This is a genomic window from Pontibacter sp. LHS2 (assembly GCF_058932845.1).
Window position 1 is genome coordinate 587,232 of record NZ_JBZYWG010000001.1, and the last position, 16,658, is coordinate 603,889.

A 16,658-nucleotide genomic window follows, 5' to 3' on the forward strand; every position below is an offset into this window, starting at 1 on the left:
GCGTTATCCTTTCATAAAGTTAGCCGCGTCGCTGTTGAGCGTCTTCAGCTGGTGATAAATCTGCAGTATCAGCGCCAGACCAACCGACACTTCGGCGGCGGCCATCGTCAGGATGAAGATGAACATGATTTGTCCGTCCGGCTGCGCCCAGTGACTACCCGCCACGATAAAGGCCAGCCCGGCAGCATTCAGCATAATCTCCACTGAAATGAGCATGAAAATGATGTTGCGGCGAATCATCACACTGATAAGCCCGAGCATGAACAGCACGCCCGCCAACAACAAACCGGTCTCCATGGGTATAGTCGTCATATAACGGCGCTCCTTTCTTTTTGCGGTTCCTTTTCCTGCAGAAAGCGGTGGATGACTTTTTTCTTCTGACGGCCCAGGTGGTAGGCCCCAACTATACCTGCCATCAACAGAATACCGGAGAGCTGCACGCCCAGCACATAAGGGCCGTACAAAGCAAGACCGACGGCTTTGGCGTCGACGTAGCTGCCGGCAACGGCAGGCGCGGCTGGCATTTCGGCGATGACCAATAGGTATACCAGTTCTGCCAGTAAGACAAAAGAGAGCAGGGCAGGACCCATCCAGAGTTTAGGCTGGAGCCATGCTTTTTCTTGTTCCACATCTTCGCGGGTGAGGCTCAACATCATAATCACGAAGATGATGAGCACCACAATGGCCCCGGCGTACACGATGACTTCAAGAGCTGCCATAAAGGGCGCTCCCATGGTGATGAACACCACGGCTACGGCCAAAAAGGACACCACGAGGTAAAGCAGGGCATGAATCATGTTGTAGCGCGTGATGACCATGATGGTGGCCAGCACCGCGACGGTTGCGGCTATATAAAATGCGGTTTCCATAGGCTAGGGGAGTAAACTTTTGATGTCAACTGGAGGGGATTCGTTTTCGGCTTCGCCCTTGCCTTTTCCGCCGATGGCCAAGCCCGCTACGTTGTAGTAGTTGTAGCCGTGGTACTTGCCTTGCCCGTTGATGAGGAGGTCTTCTTTTTCATAGACGAGGTTCTGGCGGTTGTACTCGCCCATCTCAAAATCAGGTATAAGCTGGATGGCGTAAGTCGGGCATGCGTCTTCGCAGAAGCCGCAGAAAATGCAGCGCGAAAAGTTAATGCGGAAGAACTCGGGATAGCGCCGGCCGGTCGGGTCTTCGGTGGCCTGCAGCGCGATGCAATCCACGGGACAGGCGGCGGCGCAGAGGTTGCAGGCCACACAGCGCTCCCCACCATCCGGGTCGCGTGACAGCACAATGCGGCCCCGCCAACGGGTTGGGAGGATGGCCTTTTGCTCCGGATACTGGATGGTTTCCCGCTTGTGAAACGCATGCAGAAACGTGAGCCACATACTGCGCAATAAACTAAACATAAGTGCTCCTTTCGTTTATTTCTATTTCTTAATTGCAGCGACACTCTATCCTTGAAGATATCGTCGTTTCATTCTCGATAACTATCCCCTTGAGGACAAGTGAGAACGCGAGTTCGAAACTTGCGACCGAGGTTCAATAGGGGTGTTATTCATGCACGATTGTCATCCCCCTGCCCCCTTCAAAGGGGGACTTATTTCTCTCGCACTTGCGGGACGCTAAGCAAATAGAAACGTACTTCTCAACAGGCTTTACACCCCTATAGTCCCCTCAAGGGGACAATCTCGTGTTATCAATTTCTCAACTTTCTAACTCCTAAACTCTCAAACTCCCCAACTCCCCAACTCCTAAACTCCCTCAAACCCATCATTCAACCACAGCACCACCCCAGCAGTCACTACCAGATTCAACAAGGTCAGCGGCAGCAACACCTTCCAGCCGTACTCCATCAATTGGTCATACCTTGGTCTCGGCATAGAGGCGCGCAGCAAGATGAATATCATCAGGAAGAATGCCGTTTTCAGGATGAACCACACGATGGGCGGTAGAAAATCAGGACCAAGCCAACCGCCGAAAAACAGGACCACCATCATGCAGGAGATCAGCGTGATCCCCATATATTCCCCGATGAAGAACATGCCGAATTTCATACCCGAATACTCGGAGTGAAAACCGGCAATCAATTCGCTTTCAGACTCTGGAATGTCCAGAGGCAGGCGGTGCGTTTCGGCTATACCTGCGATGAAGAAAATGATGAAGCCGATGAACTGCGGCACCACAAACCAGAGTCCCCGCTGCGCTTCCACTATGGTACTTAGGTTGAAAGAGCCGGCCAGTACCACCACGCCCATCAGCGACAGACCCATAAACACTTCGTAGGAAATCATTTGTGCCGCGCCGCGCATGGCGCCCAGCAAACTGTACTTGTTATTCGAAGCCCATCCGCCGAGGATAATGCTGTAAGCGCCCATCGAGGACATCGCCAAGAAGAACAGCAAACCAATGTTGAGGTCGGCCACCACGATGCCCGGCGCGAAGGGGATCACGACAAAGGACATCAGCACCGTGACCACCACAATTGCCGGGGCCAATATGAACACGGGTTTGTCGGCGAAAGGCGGAATCCAGTCCTGTTTGAAGAACAGCTTGATGGAGTCTGCGGCCACAATCAGCAAGCCGAAGGGCCCTGCGCGGTTGGGACCATAGCGGTCCTGCAATAAAGCCAGACCGCGTCGCTCGACCCAGATAAGCAGTGCCGCCACGTTGAGCATGACGAAGAGCACGCCGCCGATAATCAGTAAGTAGTTTGGGGTTGCTGTTTCCATTTGAGTTCTCGGTTAAGTATGGCCCACGCAGGCAGTTCGGCATAAGGTATACCCGGCAATCCGGCGGGCATACCTGCGGTGCCGCTGCGGATAATCGGACTTATTTTTACAGGCAGCTGGTATACCTGCCCTTCGATGGTGAAACTCAGGCTCTGGCCTTCCTGCAGTTTCATCTGAATGGCGTCTTCTTCGTTGAGCAACACATAAGGCTCCGGCGCCCGCTCCACGATGGGCGGGGAGTGCATACTAAGCTCTTCGGAACCGAAAATGTGGTGAAGCGGCAGCATGTAAAGGTGGCCTTCCAGCGGCTGGAATTTCTGCGGCACCGTCTGGGTATAGGGTGCGGTATGGTTGGTGTCCGGCTTGATTAAGCGCAAACCAGGGTCACCGCCTTTTAGATTTCCGCCCACTTCCTGTTGGTACTTGTTGGTGGCCTGCGCCGAGTTCCAGCCCGGAGCCCAGAAAAATGGAATCATCGAAGATGGTGGCTGTCCGCGGTAGCCTTCCATGGTATAGGAAAGCGGCGCGTCGGGGTCAACCGGCGGTTTGGGCTCGTTCACGTTAATGTTGGCCAGCATGGCAGTTCGGCCACTGAAACGGTGGGGCGCACGTGGTATTTTCTGTCCGGCAATTCGGAAGTCGGTGCCCGGCGCTACGGCGTCTACACCCTTAAACTCCGGCATTTCTTTCACCATGGCCTGCAGCACGTCATCGAAGCCGTGCCAGTGACTGATGCGGTCGTGGGCAAGCAAAGTACCCAGTTCGCCCAGCCAGCGCCAGCTTTCCTGCAGGTCTTCGCCAGTCGGGTATACCTGAAAGAAGCGCTGCGCCCGGCCTTCGTTGTTAATGAGCGTGCCATCGGCTTCGGCGAAAGTGCCGGCTGCCAGTAAGACTTCGGCTTCTTCGGTGGTGGCGTTGTGCAGGTGGTCTAGCACGATTACGTTCTTGGCGGTCTTCAGGAAGTTGGTCACCATACCTGCATTGGCTCGTCGGTAGAGGTCGTTTTCGAGAATGATAACCGTATCGGCATAGCCATTGAGCACCGCTTCGAATGCTGATTCTAGTCTATGGCCGCCGAGCATGGCTAAACCCATGCTGTTGCATTCTGGTAGAGTGAGCACAATGCCCGCTTCTTTTTCTTTAGCCGCCAGCGCATTGGCGATGTTGGCGGTGGCCATCAGTACCCGTTCGCTGCAGCAATGCGTACCGGAAATCACAAGTGGTTTTTTCGCAGCCATCAGGGTATCAGCAATCTGACGCGCCAGCTGCAGTTCATCTTCGTTCAACCCTTGCACTTCCGGGAAATCGGCATGGATAAAGTTTGCCACCGCAAAGCCCAATCGCGCTATGGCGTCCGGGGAATCGTTGTAGGTATGGGTGGCGATTTCGTCGAGTTTGGTGTCGTGGATGGTGGCGATGAAGAGCGGGCCCATTTCGTCCTGCATGAGTTCCCGCACCGCAGCGTCCTGCCACACGGGTATGTTAGCTTTGGATATATGCTCGAGCGACGGTTGCCTGCGCACCGATTGCCGCACGGCCAGTGCCAGCATGGGAGCGGTGTTGATTAAATCTTCTCCAAGTATAAACACCGCGTCGGCTTGCTCCACTTCCAGCAGCGATGGAGTAGGGGCAGCGCCTTCTTTCAGAATCTTCAATGCCAAATCCACCAAATCGTGCTCGGTGTCGGAAACGCCGTGATGGAAGTTATCATCACCCACTAGTGTCTTGAGCATGAAGTTCGACTCCAGCGAAGCCCGTGGTGAACCGATGCCTATCACACTGCCGGTTCGGAATGCCGCTGCGGCTGCTTGCAGAGCGGTTAATTTGTCTGTGGCTTCGGGGAGTTTCGCCCGCACCAGCGGCTTGCGGATGCGGCCTACGTGGTTCACGTGCTCGTAGCCGAAACGGCCGCGGTCACAGAGGAAGTAGCCGTTCACTTCGCCGTTATATCGGTTGGTGATGTTGCGCAGAGTGCCGTAACGTTCGCCTGCCGAAATGTTGCAACCAAGGCTACAGTGGTGGCAAACGGAGGGTGCCATGGTGAGGTCCCATTTGCGGGTATAGTGTTGCTTCAGGGTCTTGTCAGTAAACACGCCGGTCGGGCATACTTCTACCAAGTTGCCACTGAACTCACTCTCCAAAACACCCTCTTCGTGGCGACCAAAATAGAGGTGATTGTGGGCGGCGAACACGTCCAAATCCTTGCCGCCGGCGTAGTCTTTATAGTAGCGCACGCAGCGGTAGCACTGTATGCAGCGGTTCATTTCGTGGTTGATGAAGGGGCCGAGGTACTGGTTGATGTAGGTACGCTTGTCGAAGCGATAAGCCCGGTAGTTGTGGCCCGTCATCACGGTCATATCCTGCAGGTGACAGGAGCCGCCTTCGTCGCACACGGCACAGTCGTGCGGGTGGTTGGTCATCAGCCAGCCAATGACATGCGCCCGGAATTCCTTGGCTTCCATGTCGGCAATGGAGATGCGCATGCCGTCACGCACCTGTTCCATACACGACATAAAGAGTTTGCCCTTGGTGTCGTTTTCGTCCTTGTATACCTTGACGGCGCACTGACGACAGGCACCGATGGAGCCCATGGCCGGGTGCCAACAAAAGTAGGGGAGGTCCTTGCCGAGGGTGAGGCAGGCTTCCAACAGGTTTTTGCCTGTAGGTACTTCGTAAGGTTTGTCGTCTATATAGATGGTTGCCATACTTTTGCTTTGCTCCAAGGACAGTGTTGTTCGTGAATGTGTCGTTCAAAATCTTCTCTGAAGTATTTCAGAGCGCTCTGCAGGGGTTCCATGGCGCCGGGTGCGAGGGCACAAAACGTATTGCCGGGGCCGAGGTATTTGGTATGAAAGTCGAGTGTGAGGAGGTGTTCGGGTTTGCCTTCACCCCGGTCGATGGCCAAGAGAATTTTCTCCACCCAAGGCAAGCCTTCGCGGCAAGGCGTACAGAAACCACAGGACTCCTGCGCGAAGAAATGCTGCAGGTTGTGCACGAAACCCACCGGACAAGTCTGGTCATCGAGAATAATCATGGTTCCCGTACCCATGCGACTGCCGGCTGCCTGAATGGAAGTATAATCCATGGGCACATCCATGTGCTCTTCCACCAGAAAATCCGTGGAAGCGCCGCCCGGCAAAAGGCCTTTGAAGAGGTAGCCATCCTGCATGCCACCACCGTGCTCTTCAACCAGTTCGCGGATGGTGGTGCCCATTGGCAGTTCCCAGCAACCGGGCGTTTTCACGCGACCGCTGATGCCGTAGAGTTTGGTGCCGGCGTCACCGGTTTTACTCAGGCCTTTGAACCACTCGGCGCCGTTGTTAATGATGTGCGGCAGACAGCAGAGCGTCTCCACATTGTTCACGATGGTCGGTTTGCCAAACAGACCGCTCACCTGCGGGAAAGGCGGTTTGGCCCGTGGGTTGGCCCGTTTGCCTTCGAGGGCATTGAGCAAGGCGGTTTCTTCGCCGCACATATAGCGGCCTACGCCGGTGTGCAGGTGCATGTCCAGACTGAAGCCCGAACCCAGAATGTTCTCACCCAGATAGCCCGCTTCGTAGGCTTCGTCGAGGGCTTTGATAATTTCCCGTGCCGCCACCTTGTAGGCCCAGCGCATGAAGATGTAGGAAATGCTCGCGTCGATGGCGTAGGATGCCACAATCATCCCTTCTATCAACTGGTGGGGATTGCCTTCCAAAAGCACGCGGTCCTTAAAGGTGCCGGGCTCCATTTCGTCGGCGTTGGCCACGAGGTATTTCGGTTTGGCCGCTTCGGGTCCCATCGGCACGAAGCTCCACTTCAGGCCGGTATTGAAGCCCGCTCCGCCGCGGCCCCGCAGGTCGGAGGCTTTGACTAAGGCCTGCACGTCGGCGGGTGACATTTCTTTCAGGATTTTGCGCACAGACTGGTAGCCGCCCACTTTCTCGTACTCTTTGAGCGAGAGAGGTGCGCGTCCGGGGACAATGTGTTGGGTCAGGGGCTTCTCCATGGGTATGCCCGCTTGGGTTTTAGGTATACTTTTCCAGAATCTCGTCCAGTTGTTCCACCGTCAGGTCACGGTACAAATCGTTGTCAATCATAAGGGCCGGGGCACGGTCGCAGGTGCCGAGGCAGCAATTGGGGAGCAATGTAAAGCGTCCGTCTTCAGTGGTCTGGCCGTATTTGATGTTGAGTATTTCGTATAGGCGGTCGCGTATACCTTCGTAGCCCATCACCCAGCAACTGATACTGTCGCACACCAGAATCACATGCCGCCCCACCGGTCTGCGGAAAATCAGGTTGTAGAAAGTCGCTACGCTGTCGAGCTCCGCCGGTGACATCCCCACATAATCCGCCACATCTTTCAGGCTCTCGTCTGAAACCCAACCATGACTTTGCTGCACGATTTTCAGCGCTTCGATACAGGCATTCTTTGCAGAAGGCACCAAGCTGATTTCGTGGTCGATTTTGTGTTTTTCTTCGGTGGTCAGCATGGGATTAAATGGTTAAATTGTCTGAATCAGGATTTTTAGAATTAAAAAGGATACACAAGATTGAATTAGACTTCTTTAAAATTCTTATTTCATTATTGTTATTAGTTCAAGCTTTTTAGCTGTTGAGAAGCTACCAATGGCCGTAAGCATTATTAATCCTGAGAATCCTTTTTAATCTCCGTAATCCTGATTCTGACAGATAAATTGGTGCACGATTCGGACAGGTCGCGACCTGTCCCTACAGGTATAACTATATAATTTTTAATTCCTAAACTCTCAAACTCCCCAACTCCTAAACTCAACTCACCTATCAATGTCTGCCAGCACATAATCCATCGCGCCCAGTATCGACAGCAAATCCGCTACGGTATAGCCGCGGGTAATGTAGGGGAGCATTTGCATGTGCGGGAACGAGGGAGTGCGGATACGTACCCGGTAAGGGGAAGTGTTCCCGTCACTGGTCAGATAGTAGCCGTTTGCTCCTTTGGTCGCTTCGATGCAGCTCATGGCTTCACCCGGCGGTATCACCGGTCCCCACGTCACGCCTAGAAAGTGCGTGATCAGCGTTTCGATATCGTGCATGGTGTTTTGCTTAATGGGCGGCGTGGTAATGGCATGGTCGGACTTATAAGGACCGGCCGGCATGTTTTTCACGCATTGCTCGATGATGCGCAGACTCTGGCGCATTTCAGCTATCCGCACCACGGCCCGATCATAACAGTCGCCGTTGGTGGCGGTAGGCACTTCGAAGTCGAACATTTCGTAACCGGAGTAAGGGCGCATTTTGCGGAAGTCCCACTCAAAACCACAGGCACGCAGGTTTGGTCCGGTCACGCCCCATTCTATTGCTTCTTCCTTAGTGAAGATTCCTATACCTACCGTGCGGGCTTTGAAGAGACTGTTCTTCATCACCATGTTGTCGTATTCCTTGATGCGCTTCGGAAAGTAGTCGATAAAGCGCTGCACGAGCTGTTCCCAGCCTTTGGGCAGGTCCTGCGCCACGCCGCCGATGCGGAACCAGTTCGGGTGCATGCGGCCGCCGCAAATCCCTTCGATGATGTCGAATATCTTTTCGCGGTCAGTGAACATGTAGAACACCGGCGAGAGTTGCCCCACATCCTGCGCGAAGGTACCGTACCATACCAAGTGACTCGCAATGCGGAAGAGTTCGCACAACATGACCCGGATATACTTCACGCGTTCCGGCACTTCTATACCTGCGAGTTGCTCCACGGCCTGCAAATAAGCAAGGTTGTTCATCACGCCGCCCAGATAATCGACGCGGTCGGTATAGGGGATGTAGGTATGCCACGATTGGCGTTCACCCATTTTTTCGGCACCGCGGTGGTGGAAGCCAATGTCAGGTATAGCGTCCACTATGTCTTCGCCGTCGAGCTGAAGGATGATGCGCAAAACGCCGTGCGTGCCGGGGTGTTGCGGACCGATGTTGAGGAACATGAAGTCGCTGTCGTCGCTCTGCTTTGCCAGTCCCCATTCTTCGGGCTTGAACTGCAAAGCGGATTGCTCGAGGTCTATTTTGTCATCATACAGTTGGAAAGGACCCATCTCTGTGGCACGGGCCGGATGCTCTTTGCGAAGCGGATGGCCTACCCAAGTGCGGGGCATCAGGATGCGGGAAAGGTGCGGGTGGCCTTCGAAGCGGATGCCGAACATGTCGTATACTTCGCGCTCGTACCAGTTGGCGTTCTGCCAGAGTCCGCTGATGCTGGGCGCTTTCGGGAAATCTTCCCGAAGTCCGGCTTTTAGTCTGATAAAGGTGTTGCGCTCAAAAGAAAATAGGTGGTAAATGAGCGTGAAGCTGTAAGGTATGTGGCCGTTCTCGGGTTTGCGGGTGCGTTCGTCAATTGCCGTCAGGTCGAAGAGGAGGAGGAAGGGTTGCGGAAGATCGTGCTTGAGGAATTTGAGCACTTCCGGCACATGGTCCACAGGCAGCCAGAGGGTGAGGATGTCATCCTTGGTGGTCTGAGGCTTGAACGTGTCTTCGCCGTACCGCGACTTGAGTTGCTCCAGTATGCCGCTGTTGTTGTTCATGGGAGGAGGCCGTAAGAAGTTGATGTTAGGGTTAACTCATGTACTCTCTTTCTTTTTATGCTAAGTTGATAGTTATACCTATGTCTCTATTTTGCTATTCTTAGCAAATGCTCTTGCTTATGGCAACCTGCATTGCTTTTTAGCTTGCCCTGGCCGGGCGGGCCCTACTTTTTGTCTTGACACAAAAAGTAGGCAAAAAAGTCAAGACCCTCCAAACTCGCTGAACGCTCAAACAGTGGAGTGTCAAAAAGTGCACCTGGCTGATGTCTTCACTCCGTAGCTTGAGTACCAGTAAGCTGGCAATGTGCGTGCCAGTGATTGTTTGTTTCAATGCAAATACTAATAAACTAAAAGCTTAAAACCCAATACCTGGCAATGGCCCAAAGTCCCCCTTCGAAGGGGGCAGGGGGATGTCAATCGTGCACGAGAATCCTGTTAATCCTCTAATCCTAAAAATCCTTAGGGTAGGGGGCCTATATAAAGTTTCAGACAAATAACTCTCGCACAATCCATTCAGGTCATAACCTGTTCATACACCCCCAACTTTAAACTCATAACTTTAAACTCTTAACTAAATCAAATTTCATCCGGCGACCTAAACTCATTCATCTGGCTCCAGCGTTCTTTCTTACCTGCTTTCACTTCTATTTTTTCAGGCCTGATGACCCCTTGCTCACCTATTGTCCAACTCAGAGGTCTTCTTTCTTTTCCAACGCGGTCAGCTAGTAGCATCAAGCCTTCCATGAAGGCGTCTGGTCTTGGGGGGCAGCCGGGGACGTAAACATCTACTGGCAGGAATTTATCGACGCCCTGCACCACGCTGTAAATGTCGTACATGCCGCCGGAGTTGGCGCAGGAACCCATCGAGATCACCCATTTCGGTTCCATCATCTGTTCGTGCAGGCGCTTGATGATAGGGGCCATTTTGATGAAGACCGTACCGGCGATGATCATCACGTCGGCTTCTCTTGGCGTGCCACGTATTACTTCTGCCCCGAATCGGGCTACGTCGTATTTGGGGGTCATGCTGGTGGCCATTTCTACAAAGCAACAGCTCAGACCGAAGTGGAACGGCCACATAGAATTCTTGCGGCCCCAGCCGATCAGGTCCTGCAGCGTAGTGAGCATGATGCTCTGCTGCACAGTCTCTTCGTAGGAGCTGGTGCCTGTAACGGCATTGGCCGGCTCGTCCGGTTTGCTTAACCACCATTTCATATCGTAGGGTGTTTGTATAGCAATTGTAATAAGCTTGTTTGAGAGCAATGTTCTAGGTATAGCTACCCGAAAATAGACTACCGACAAGGGAATATCCGTCACTCCATCAATTCAGGCTTGGCTGCTGCATCATGCGCTTGTAAGCGGCCAGAATTTTCTTGCCATCCGGACCAAAGTCCAATGCGCCGTTGCGCCACTCATAAACCAGCACCACAACCAACATCAAGATAAAGACAAGCACGCCGATATAGCCATACCAACCCAGTTCAGGGAAAGCAATGGCCCATGAGAATATAAAAATGGTTTCCACGTCGAAAATCACAAACATCATGGCGACCATGTAAAACTGAGAGGAGAAACGGATACGGGCACCGCCTGCACTCACAATGCCACCTTCATAAGGCTCACCCATCGCACGGCCATGTCCGCGCTGGCCCAATACAAAGGAAAGGCCCAGTATCAGCAATACCAGACTTAGCACAATGGCACCATAGATCACTAATGGCCACAGTAGTGTGGTGGATTCGGCTGTTTCCTGCATGGTTTTCTCCTAATTTGATGATATCCGGGCTACTTACTCGTGGTGCCCGGTTATATAGTGTTCGAGATCCTCGATAATGCATTTTTGTTCATCCATCATACATTTTACAATGTCACCAATGGATACCAATCCGATCAGTTGCTGGTCTTCAAACACAGGTAAGTGTCGGATGTATTTCTGTGTCATGAGTGCCATGCACTGTTCCAGGGTAGTATCTTGCGTGACAGTGACAGGGTGTTCGCTCATGATCTCCTGTACCAGGGTATCACGGGAGGCTTTCCCTTTCAGGATGACTTTGCGGGCGTAGTCACGCTCTGTGAATATACCGGCAAACTTGCCCTGGTCCATGACAATCAGTGCTCCCACGTTCTGCTCCACCATCGTCTCGAGTGCACTGTACACGGTACTGGTAGGGGCAACAGAAATTACTTTATTGCCTTTTTTCTGGAGAATATGCCTAACTGTTCCCATAAAACCTCCTGTATTGTTGTAATATATGCCTGAATGTTAGGATGTTATACGAGTTATTTTGAAATAGGGCAATGAATTATGTAAAAATTACTTAAAAATATTATAAATATATCATTAAGCTATCAAAACAGTGTTTCCTTGAACTGATGTTATGACTTATAAGGCAGTAAGTATAGCTGCAAATTCTCTGGTATTTATGCAAGATGTATTTGTAAGTAATTATAAACCAATCAGATGGGCTCGCGTTATTGAATAGGAAGTCTTTCTGTAAATTCACTCTGCCCCATCTGTTTACCAAATCAGCCAGCCATGGAACTGTATATCAAGCATTTTAAAGACATTAGTTATAAGGACCTGAGCAAGGTAGGAGGAAAAAACGCCTCCCTCGGTGAGATGTATAACCAACTTAATCCAGAAGGGATAAGGGTGCCAGATGGCTACGCTACCACCTCAGCTGCTTATTGGCATTTTCTGGAGCAGAATGATTTGAAACAACGGCTGACTGATATTCTGGATAGTTTGGATACAGAGAATTTTAATAACCTGTCTGAGGTCGGTAAACAGGCGCGGGAGCTTATCCTGAATGCCCGTTTCCCAGACGAGGTCCTTCAAGAGATTGAGAAAGGCTATACCTATCTGAAGTCAGAATACGGGGAGGATATCTCGCTAGCCGTGCGCAGCAGTGCCACTGCCGAGGACCTGCCAACCGCCAGTTTTGCAGGTCAGTTGGAAACCTACCTGAACGTAAGCGGACTCAACAACCTCTTCAAAGCCTGCCACTACAGCTATGCCTCTTTGTTCACGGATCGGGTCATCAAGTATCGGGTCGACAATGCGTTTGAGCACATGCAGGTAGCGCTATCTGTCGGTGTACAAACCATGGTGAGGTCCGATAAGGCCTGCTCGGGAGTTATGTTCACACTCGATCCGGATACCGGGTTTGAGAATGCTGTGGTGATCTCCGGCTCCTGGGGCTTGGGAGAGAATGTAGTGCAGGGAGCCGTGAACACGGATGAGTTTGTGGTATTCAAACCAATGCTTGACAAAGCAAAGCAACCAATCATCTCACGTAAGTTGGGAAGTAAAGCCAAGACTATGATTTACGCTGAAAAGTCTGAAGATGAACTGCAGAGTCCGGCGGATGCAATTGTGAATCTGGATACCCCCGCAGAAAAGCAGGAGCAGTTTACGCTGACGGACGAGGAAGTGATACAACTGGCCAAATGGGGCAAGCGCATTGAGGAACACTACCAACAAGCCATGGATATAGAGTGGGCCAAAGACGGTATTTCAGGTGACCTGTTCATTGTGCAGGCACGCCCTGAAACGGTGCAGAGTCAGCGTAAAAACGAAGCTTTTTTCACAGAGTATACCTTAAAGGAAGAAGGCAAAGTGCTTTGTTCAGGTATAGGCTTGAGTAACCGCATCGTGTCAGGTATAGCACGTGTGCTGCGCACGCCTGCTGAGAGTGACAAACTGCAGGAAGGCGAGGTGCTCGTCACCCGAAAAACAGACCCCGACTGGGACCCTATTCTAAAAAAAGCCAGTGCCATTATCACCGAACAAGGTGGCCGAACCAGCCATGCCGCCATCGTGGCGCGGGAGGTAGGCGCGGTTGCCGTGCTAGGCACTGACGATGCTACCAAAACAATTCAGGATGGGCAGGAGGTTACGGTATCGACAGCGGGAGGGGAAACGGGCTACGTGTACGAGGGCAAACTGGAGTGGGACGAGAAAAAGACCGATATGAGCAAGCTTGGCAAAACCCAGGCAAAGGCCATGCTGATACTCGGTGACCCGGAGCAGGCTTTCAAGTATTCATTTCTCCCTAACGATGGCGTAGGGCTGATGCGCATGGAGTTTATCATCAACAACTCCATCCAGATCCACCCGATGGCTCTCAAGCATTTTGAAAAGCTTGAGGATGATAAGGCCCGGGAAAAGATCGAACAGCTTACACACCATTACCCTAATAAGGAAGACTATTTTGTAGACAAGTTAGCTGAGGCGACGGGTATCATTGCTGCGGCATTTTACCCAAAAGATGTGATCGTGCGCATGAGCGATTTTAAATCAAATGAGTACGCCAACTTAATGGGCGGCCAGCAGTTTGAACCTGACGAGGCCAACCCTATGATCGGACTTCGGGGCGCTTCCCGTTACTACCACAAGCTGTATCAGGAAGGTTTTGAGCTGGAATGCCGAGCCATGATAAAGGTGCGGGAAGAGATGGGACTGACTAACGTAAAGCTGATGATCCCGTTTTGCCGCACAATAGAAGAGGGCGAGAAAGTAATCAACCTGATGGCAGACTATGGCCTGAAGCGAGGTGAGAACGGACTGGAGGTATACGTGATGGTAGAAATCCCGAGCAATGCTTTGTTGGCGGAAGAGTTCGCTGAACATTTCGATGGCTTTTCCATTGGCTCCAATGACCTCACGCAACTCACACTGGGTGCGGATCGGGACTCTGGTTTACTCAGCGATATCTTTTCACCCTTCGACAAAGCTGTGCAGCAACTGATCGTGATGACCTTACAAAAAGCCAAAAAGACGGGCACTAAGGTAGGACTGTGTGGCCAGGCCCCGAGCGACTATCCTGCATTTGCTGCTTTTCTGGTGGAGCATGGTATTGACAGCATCTCTTTTAATCCGGATGCTTTCTTTAAAGGGCTGGAAAACATGCTGGAAGCCGAAAAGCAAAAGAAGTAAAAAAAACATTCAGTCTTCCGCTTCCATACCTGTGGCCCGCTGATGTAGGAGGTATAGAATACGGCTATTGCTGTTTGGGATGTTTCCCGTTACATAGATTCTCAACTTCTTTCATGACACGCCTGGCACGGTCGTCCCGCAAGCCTACCCGGTGCAATACTTCCTGATCGTGAAGTAACTCACTGCACAGCACGATTTTCATGTCCAGCAGTCGCTGTTTTTCGGAGTTGGTGAGGGTAGTCAGGCAAGTGAGCGGGTATAGGTGAAAGGAATCCACCATATCCTTCAAGCCGCCCTTGACAGGATAATCCCATCCGATGAGCCGCATCTGCATGCAAGTGGCATAGCGGATAGCGTCTTCGGTGAAGCGGGTGTTGGTCATCACCCATACTCCATGAAAACGCACTTCAAATTCATGTTCCGAGGGCCATACCTTTTCAATGTCCTTAAAGCGGGAGTGAATGTACATCGGTATCTTCACATCAGATTTGTTGCGGTGCAGGTTGTGATACTTACACTCGATCATCACCCGCTTGCCGTCTTTTACAGCAATCACATCAATTTCGTGTCGAACGCAGTGGCCATCCACGAAAACCCCGATGTCTGTGGTATAACCCTGCGCCCGGAGTATCTCTGCCACGAATTTCTCAAACGGAAAACCGGAGGGACCTAGTTGCATGATCCCTTGCTTCAGGCTATATCTGGCAGCAGCAGTACTCGATAGCCGTTTGAGTATACCAAAGGCCATGCGGTAGATTTTCTTGGTTGAGACGCCTTCGTAAAGCTGGGGCTGCAGCTGACGCAAAACCTCTTCTGTTTGCTGCTCATCGGCTCCTGATTTACGAAGAGAGAGTTTAAGTTTGCCAACCGAAAACAGTACTTTCTCTCCTGTAGCTTTTGTCACGACCAGATGGTCCAGCGTATTCTCCATAACGAGGGGTTTAGGTATGCACTCAATTTCTGGAATGGATGATTGATATCCAACTTATACCTGCCATACCTGGCTGAAATTAATCTTTGGAGATGCGTGACCAGATTTCGTTCACTGGCTTGCCGGTGCTGCTTTGGCCGGAATGGTGCCAGTTGCCGTCCTTCACTTCAAAGTTAAAGCTAAGCGACATTCCCACACGGCTGTTATCACGCGAGAAGAACTCGATATTTTCAGTGTACTTACCGTTTTCAGCTGTGTAAGTACCCCCGCCTGTGCCGGAAAACTGACCAGTCTCTGAGTTGAAAGCGATCCACTGAAAACGGGTGCCGGAAAGTACTTTCAGTGTTTTGCGAGGGCCGGGGCGCATGGTGTTCATCTGGCCGTCCTGCTCACGCCCGGTGATGCGCCAGGTACCTGCCAGTGGGGAGTTGCTATTGCTTTCGTTAATGCGATTCCAGGTATCTGCTACGCCATCCTTGCCCAGTGTCCACTGGTTGTTCTCGACTTTGTAATCTGCTGAGATTGACTTGCCAACTTGGGTGGAGTCCAGGGTATTGAACTCGGAGCGGATATTGAACTTGCCGTTGGAAACAGTATAAGTGCCTCCTGTGGTGCCGAGGAACTCCTTGCTTTGCTGATTAAACCGGGCTATCGTAAAAAAGCCATCCTGTACCAGCATCACTACTTCATTGCCTTGTCCATCTGTTGTTCGCCAGGCGCCTTCCAGTTCAGCAGCTTGCTGCACGCTGTTCGCGTTTTGTTCAGATGAACTGGCAGTAGCGGATGCAGTGGTGCTGGCAGTAGCAGTTTGATCTGACGGTGTAGTGGCGTCTGTGCCGGCGCAACCTATAAGAAACAGAAGTCCTAGGCAGGAAACGGTAATGTTTTTAGATAGCTTGATCATGGATGCATAGTTTTAGGTATAGCACAAAAAAAAGCCGCGCTATACCAGGTATAGGCGGCTTAGTGATGATGGTTATTTTATCTTGACAGGCAACTCCAGATGTTCCCAGCGCATTAGGATGCCGTTGCGCACCACATGATAGGTAAGTCGCTCGTGCATTTTGCTGATGCTGCGAGGCTTTACATTTACCCGGAGGGCATCTTGGCGCTCGTCGTATTCAGTTCCCCACTGGCCGGTCGCTTTGTTGAAGATCACTGTCCAGTTAGTTTCTCCGGGTATGGTATAGAGGCTGTACTTGCCTTTGGCCAGGTGACGACCTTCTACCAGCACATCCTGACTGAATTCAATCGTAGTGGCTTCATTTGCTCCGGCACGCCATACTCTGCCATAGGGCACTAGCTCTCCCCAGATATTACGGTTCTTAACAGCAGGACTGCTATAATCTATGGTGACAAGGGTTTCTCCAATTTTAGCGGAAGCGGTGGCCGGCGGGCTCGGGCGGCTATTTCTGTTGCCGTTTTGCGCCATTGTCAGCAATGGGGCCAACACCAGGGTAAAGATTAATAAGTGACGTAAATAAAAAGAAGTTTTCATAATAAGATAAAAGAATTACCTAATTGGTTAGGCTAAGATAGTTAAAAATATAGAC

Annotated in this window: 15 protein-coding genes; 1 reads left to right on the forward strand and 14 read right to left on the reverse strand. The window is 51.7% G+C overall.

Features of this window, described 5'->3' with window-relative positions; translation table 11 throughout:
- Positions 1-3: 3 nt before the first annotated feature.
- The 11 genes from nuoK to AC5FX6_RS02575 all read right to left on the reverse strand — a co-directional run bounded on the left by nuoK (position 4) and on the right by AC5FX6_RS02575 (position 11,462).
- Positions 4-297, reverse strand: coding sequence for an NADH-quinone oxidoreductase subunit NuoK (nuoK, locus tag AC5FX6_RS02525; protein ID WP_155800989.1), 294 nt, complete (start codon positions 295-297; stop codon positions 4-6).
- 11 nt (positions 298-308) lie between these two features.
- On the reverse strand, positions 309-869 hold the full coding sequence (gene nuoJ, locus AC5FX6_RS02530; RefSeq protein ID WP_493595456.1) for an NADH-quinone oxidoreductase subunit J: 561 nt from the start codon (positions 867-869) through the stop codon (positions 309-311).
- A gap of 3 nt (positions 870-872) precedes the next feature.
- Complete coding sequence (gene nuoI, locus AC5FX6_RS02535; protein ID WP_493595457.1) at positions 873-1,388, reverse strand: NADH-quinone oxidoreductase subunit NuoI; 516 nt, start codon at positions 1,386-1,388, stop codon at positions 873-875.
- A gap of 345 nt (positions 1,389-1,733) precedes the next feature.
- On the reverse strand, positions 1,734-2,711 hold the full coding sequence (gene nuoH / locus AC5FX6_RS02540) for an NADH-quinone oxidoreductase subunit NuoH (RefSeq protein ID WP_493595458.1): 978 nt from the start codon (positions 2,709-2,711) through the stop codon (positions 1,734-1,736).
- Positions 2,681-5,416, reverse strand: coding sequence for an NADH-quinone oxidoreductase subunit NuoG (gene nuoG, locus AC5FX6_RS02545; RefSeq protein ID WP_493595459.1), 2,736 nt, complete (start codon positions 5,414-5,416; stop codon positions 2,681-2,683). The genes nuoH and nuoG overlap by 31 nt, the downstream gene beginning before the upstream one ends.
- Positions 5,398-6,699 (reverse strand): NADH-quinone oxidoreductase subunit NuoF, encoded by a 1,302-nt coding sequence (gene nuoF / locus AC5FX6_RS02550; RefSeq protein WP_493595460.1) that lies wholly within the window; start codon positions 6,697-6,699, stop codon positions 5,398-5,400. The genes nuoG and nuoF overlap by 19 nt, the downstream gene beginning before the upstream one ends.
- 19 nt (positions 6,700-6,718) lie before the next feature.
- A complete protein-coding gene (gene nuoE / locus AC5FX6_RS02555) occupies positions 6,719-7,183 on the reverse strand; it encodes an NADH-quinone oxidoreductase subunit NuoE (RefSeq protein WP_493595461.1) in 465 nt (154 codons plus the stop codon).
- Between the two features lie 303 nt (positions 7,184-7,486).
- Positions 7,487-9,235 carry an NADH-quinone oxidoreductase subunit C/D gene (gene nuoC, locus AC5FX6_RS02560; RefSeq protein ID WP_493595462.1) on the reverse strand — a complete coding sequence of 583 codons (1,749 nt, stop codon included), beginning with the start codon at positions 9,233-9,235 and terminating at the stop codon, positions 7,487-7,489.
- 576 nt (positions 9,236-9,811) lie between these two features.
- Positions 9,812-10,450, reverse strand: a complete 639-nt coding sequence (locus tag AC5FX6_RS02565; protein ID WP_299700340.1) for an NADH-quinone oxidoreductase subunit B — start codon at positions 10,448-10,450, stop codon at positions 9,812-9,814.
- 106 nt (positions 10,451-10,556) lie between these two features.
- Positions 10,557-10,991: an NADH-quinone oxidoreductase subunit A gene (locus AC5FX6_RS02570; RefSeq protein ID WP_493595463.1), complete on the reverse strand. Its 435-nt coding sequence runs from the start codon at positions 10,989-10,991 to the stop codon at positions 10,557-10,559.
- A 33-nt stretch (positions 10,992-11,024) separates the two neighbouring features.
- On the reverse strand, positions 11,025-11,462 hold the full coding sequence (locus AC5FX6_RS02575; RefSeq protein WP_493595464.1) for a CBS domain-containing protein: 438 nt from the start codon (positions 11,460-11,462) through the stop codon (positions 11,025-11,027).
- Between the two features lie 309 nt (positions 11,463-11,771).
- On the opposite strand from AC5FX6_RS02575, the gene ppsA reads away from it, so the two are divergent.
- Positions 11,772-14,174 carry a phosphoenolpyruvate synthase gene (gene ppsA / locus AC5FX6_RS02580; protein ID WP_493595465.1) on the forward strand — a complete coding sequence of 801 codons (2,403 nt, stop codon included), beginning with the start codon at positions 11,772-11,774 and terminating at the stop codon, positions 14,172-14,174.
- A 64-nt stretch (positions 14,175-14,238) separates the two neighbouring features.
- On the opposite strand, the gene AC5FX6_RS02585 is transcribed toward ppsA, so the two are convergent.
- The 3 genes from AC5FX6_RS02585 to AC5FX6_RS02595 all read right to left on the reverse strand — a co-directional run bounded on the left by AC5FX6_RS02585 (position 14,239) and on the right by AC5FX6_RS02595 (position 16,603).
- Positions 14,239-15,105: a restriction endonuclease gene (locus AC5FX6_RS02585; protein ID WP_493595466.1), complete on the reverse strand. Its 867-nt coding sequence runs from the start codon at positions 15,103-15,105 to the stop codon at positions 14,239-14,241.
- Between the two features lie 79 nt (positions 15,106-15,184).
- A complete protein-coding gene (locus tag AC5FX6_RS02590; protein ID WP_493595467.1) occupies positions 15,185-16,009 on the reverse strand; it encodes a DUF4488 domain-containing protein in 825 nt (274 codons plus the stop codon).
- A gap of 72 nt (positions 16,010-16,081) precedes the next feature.
- Complete coding sequence (locus tag AC5FX6_RS02595; RefSeq protein WP_493595468.1) at positions 16,082-16,603, reverse strand: DUF2911 domain-containing protein; 522 nt, start codon at positions 16,601-16,603, stop codon at positions 16,082-16,084.
- Between the last annotated feature and the right edge of the window lie 55 nt (positions 16,604-16,658).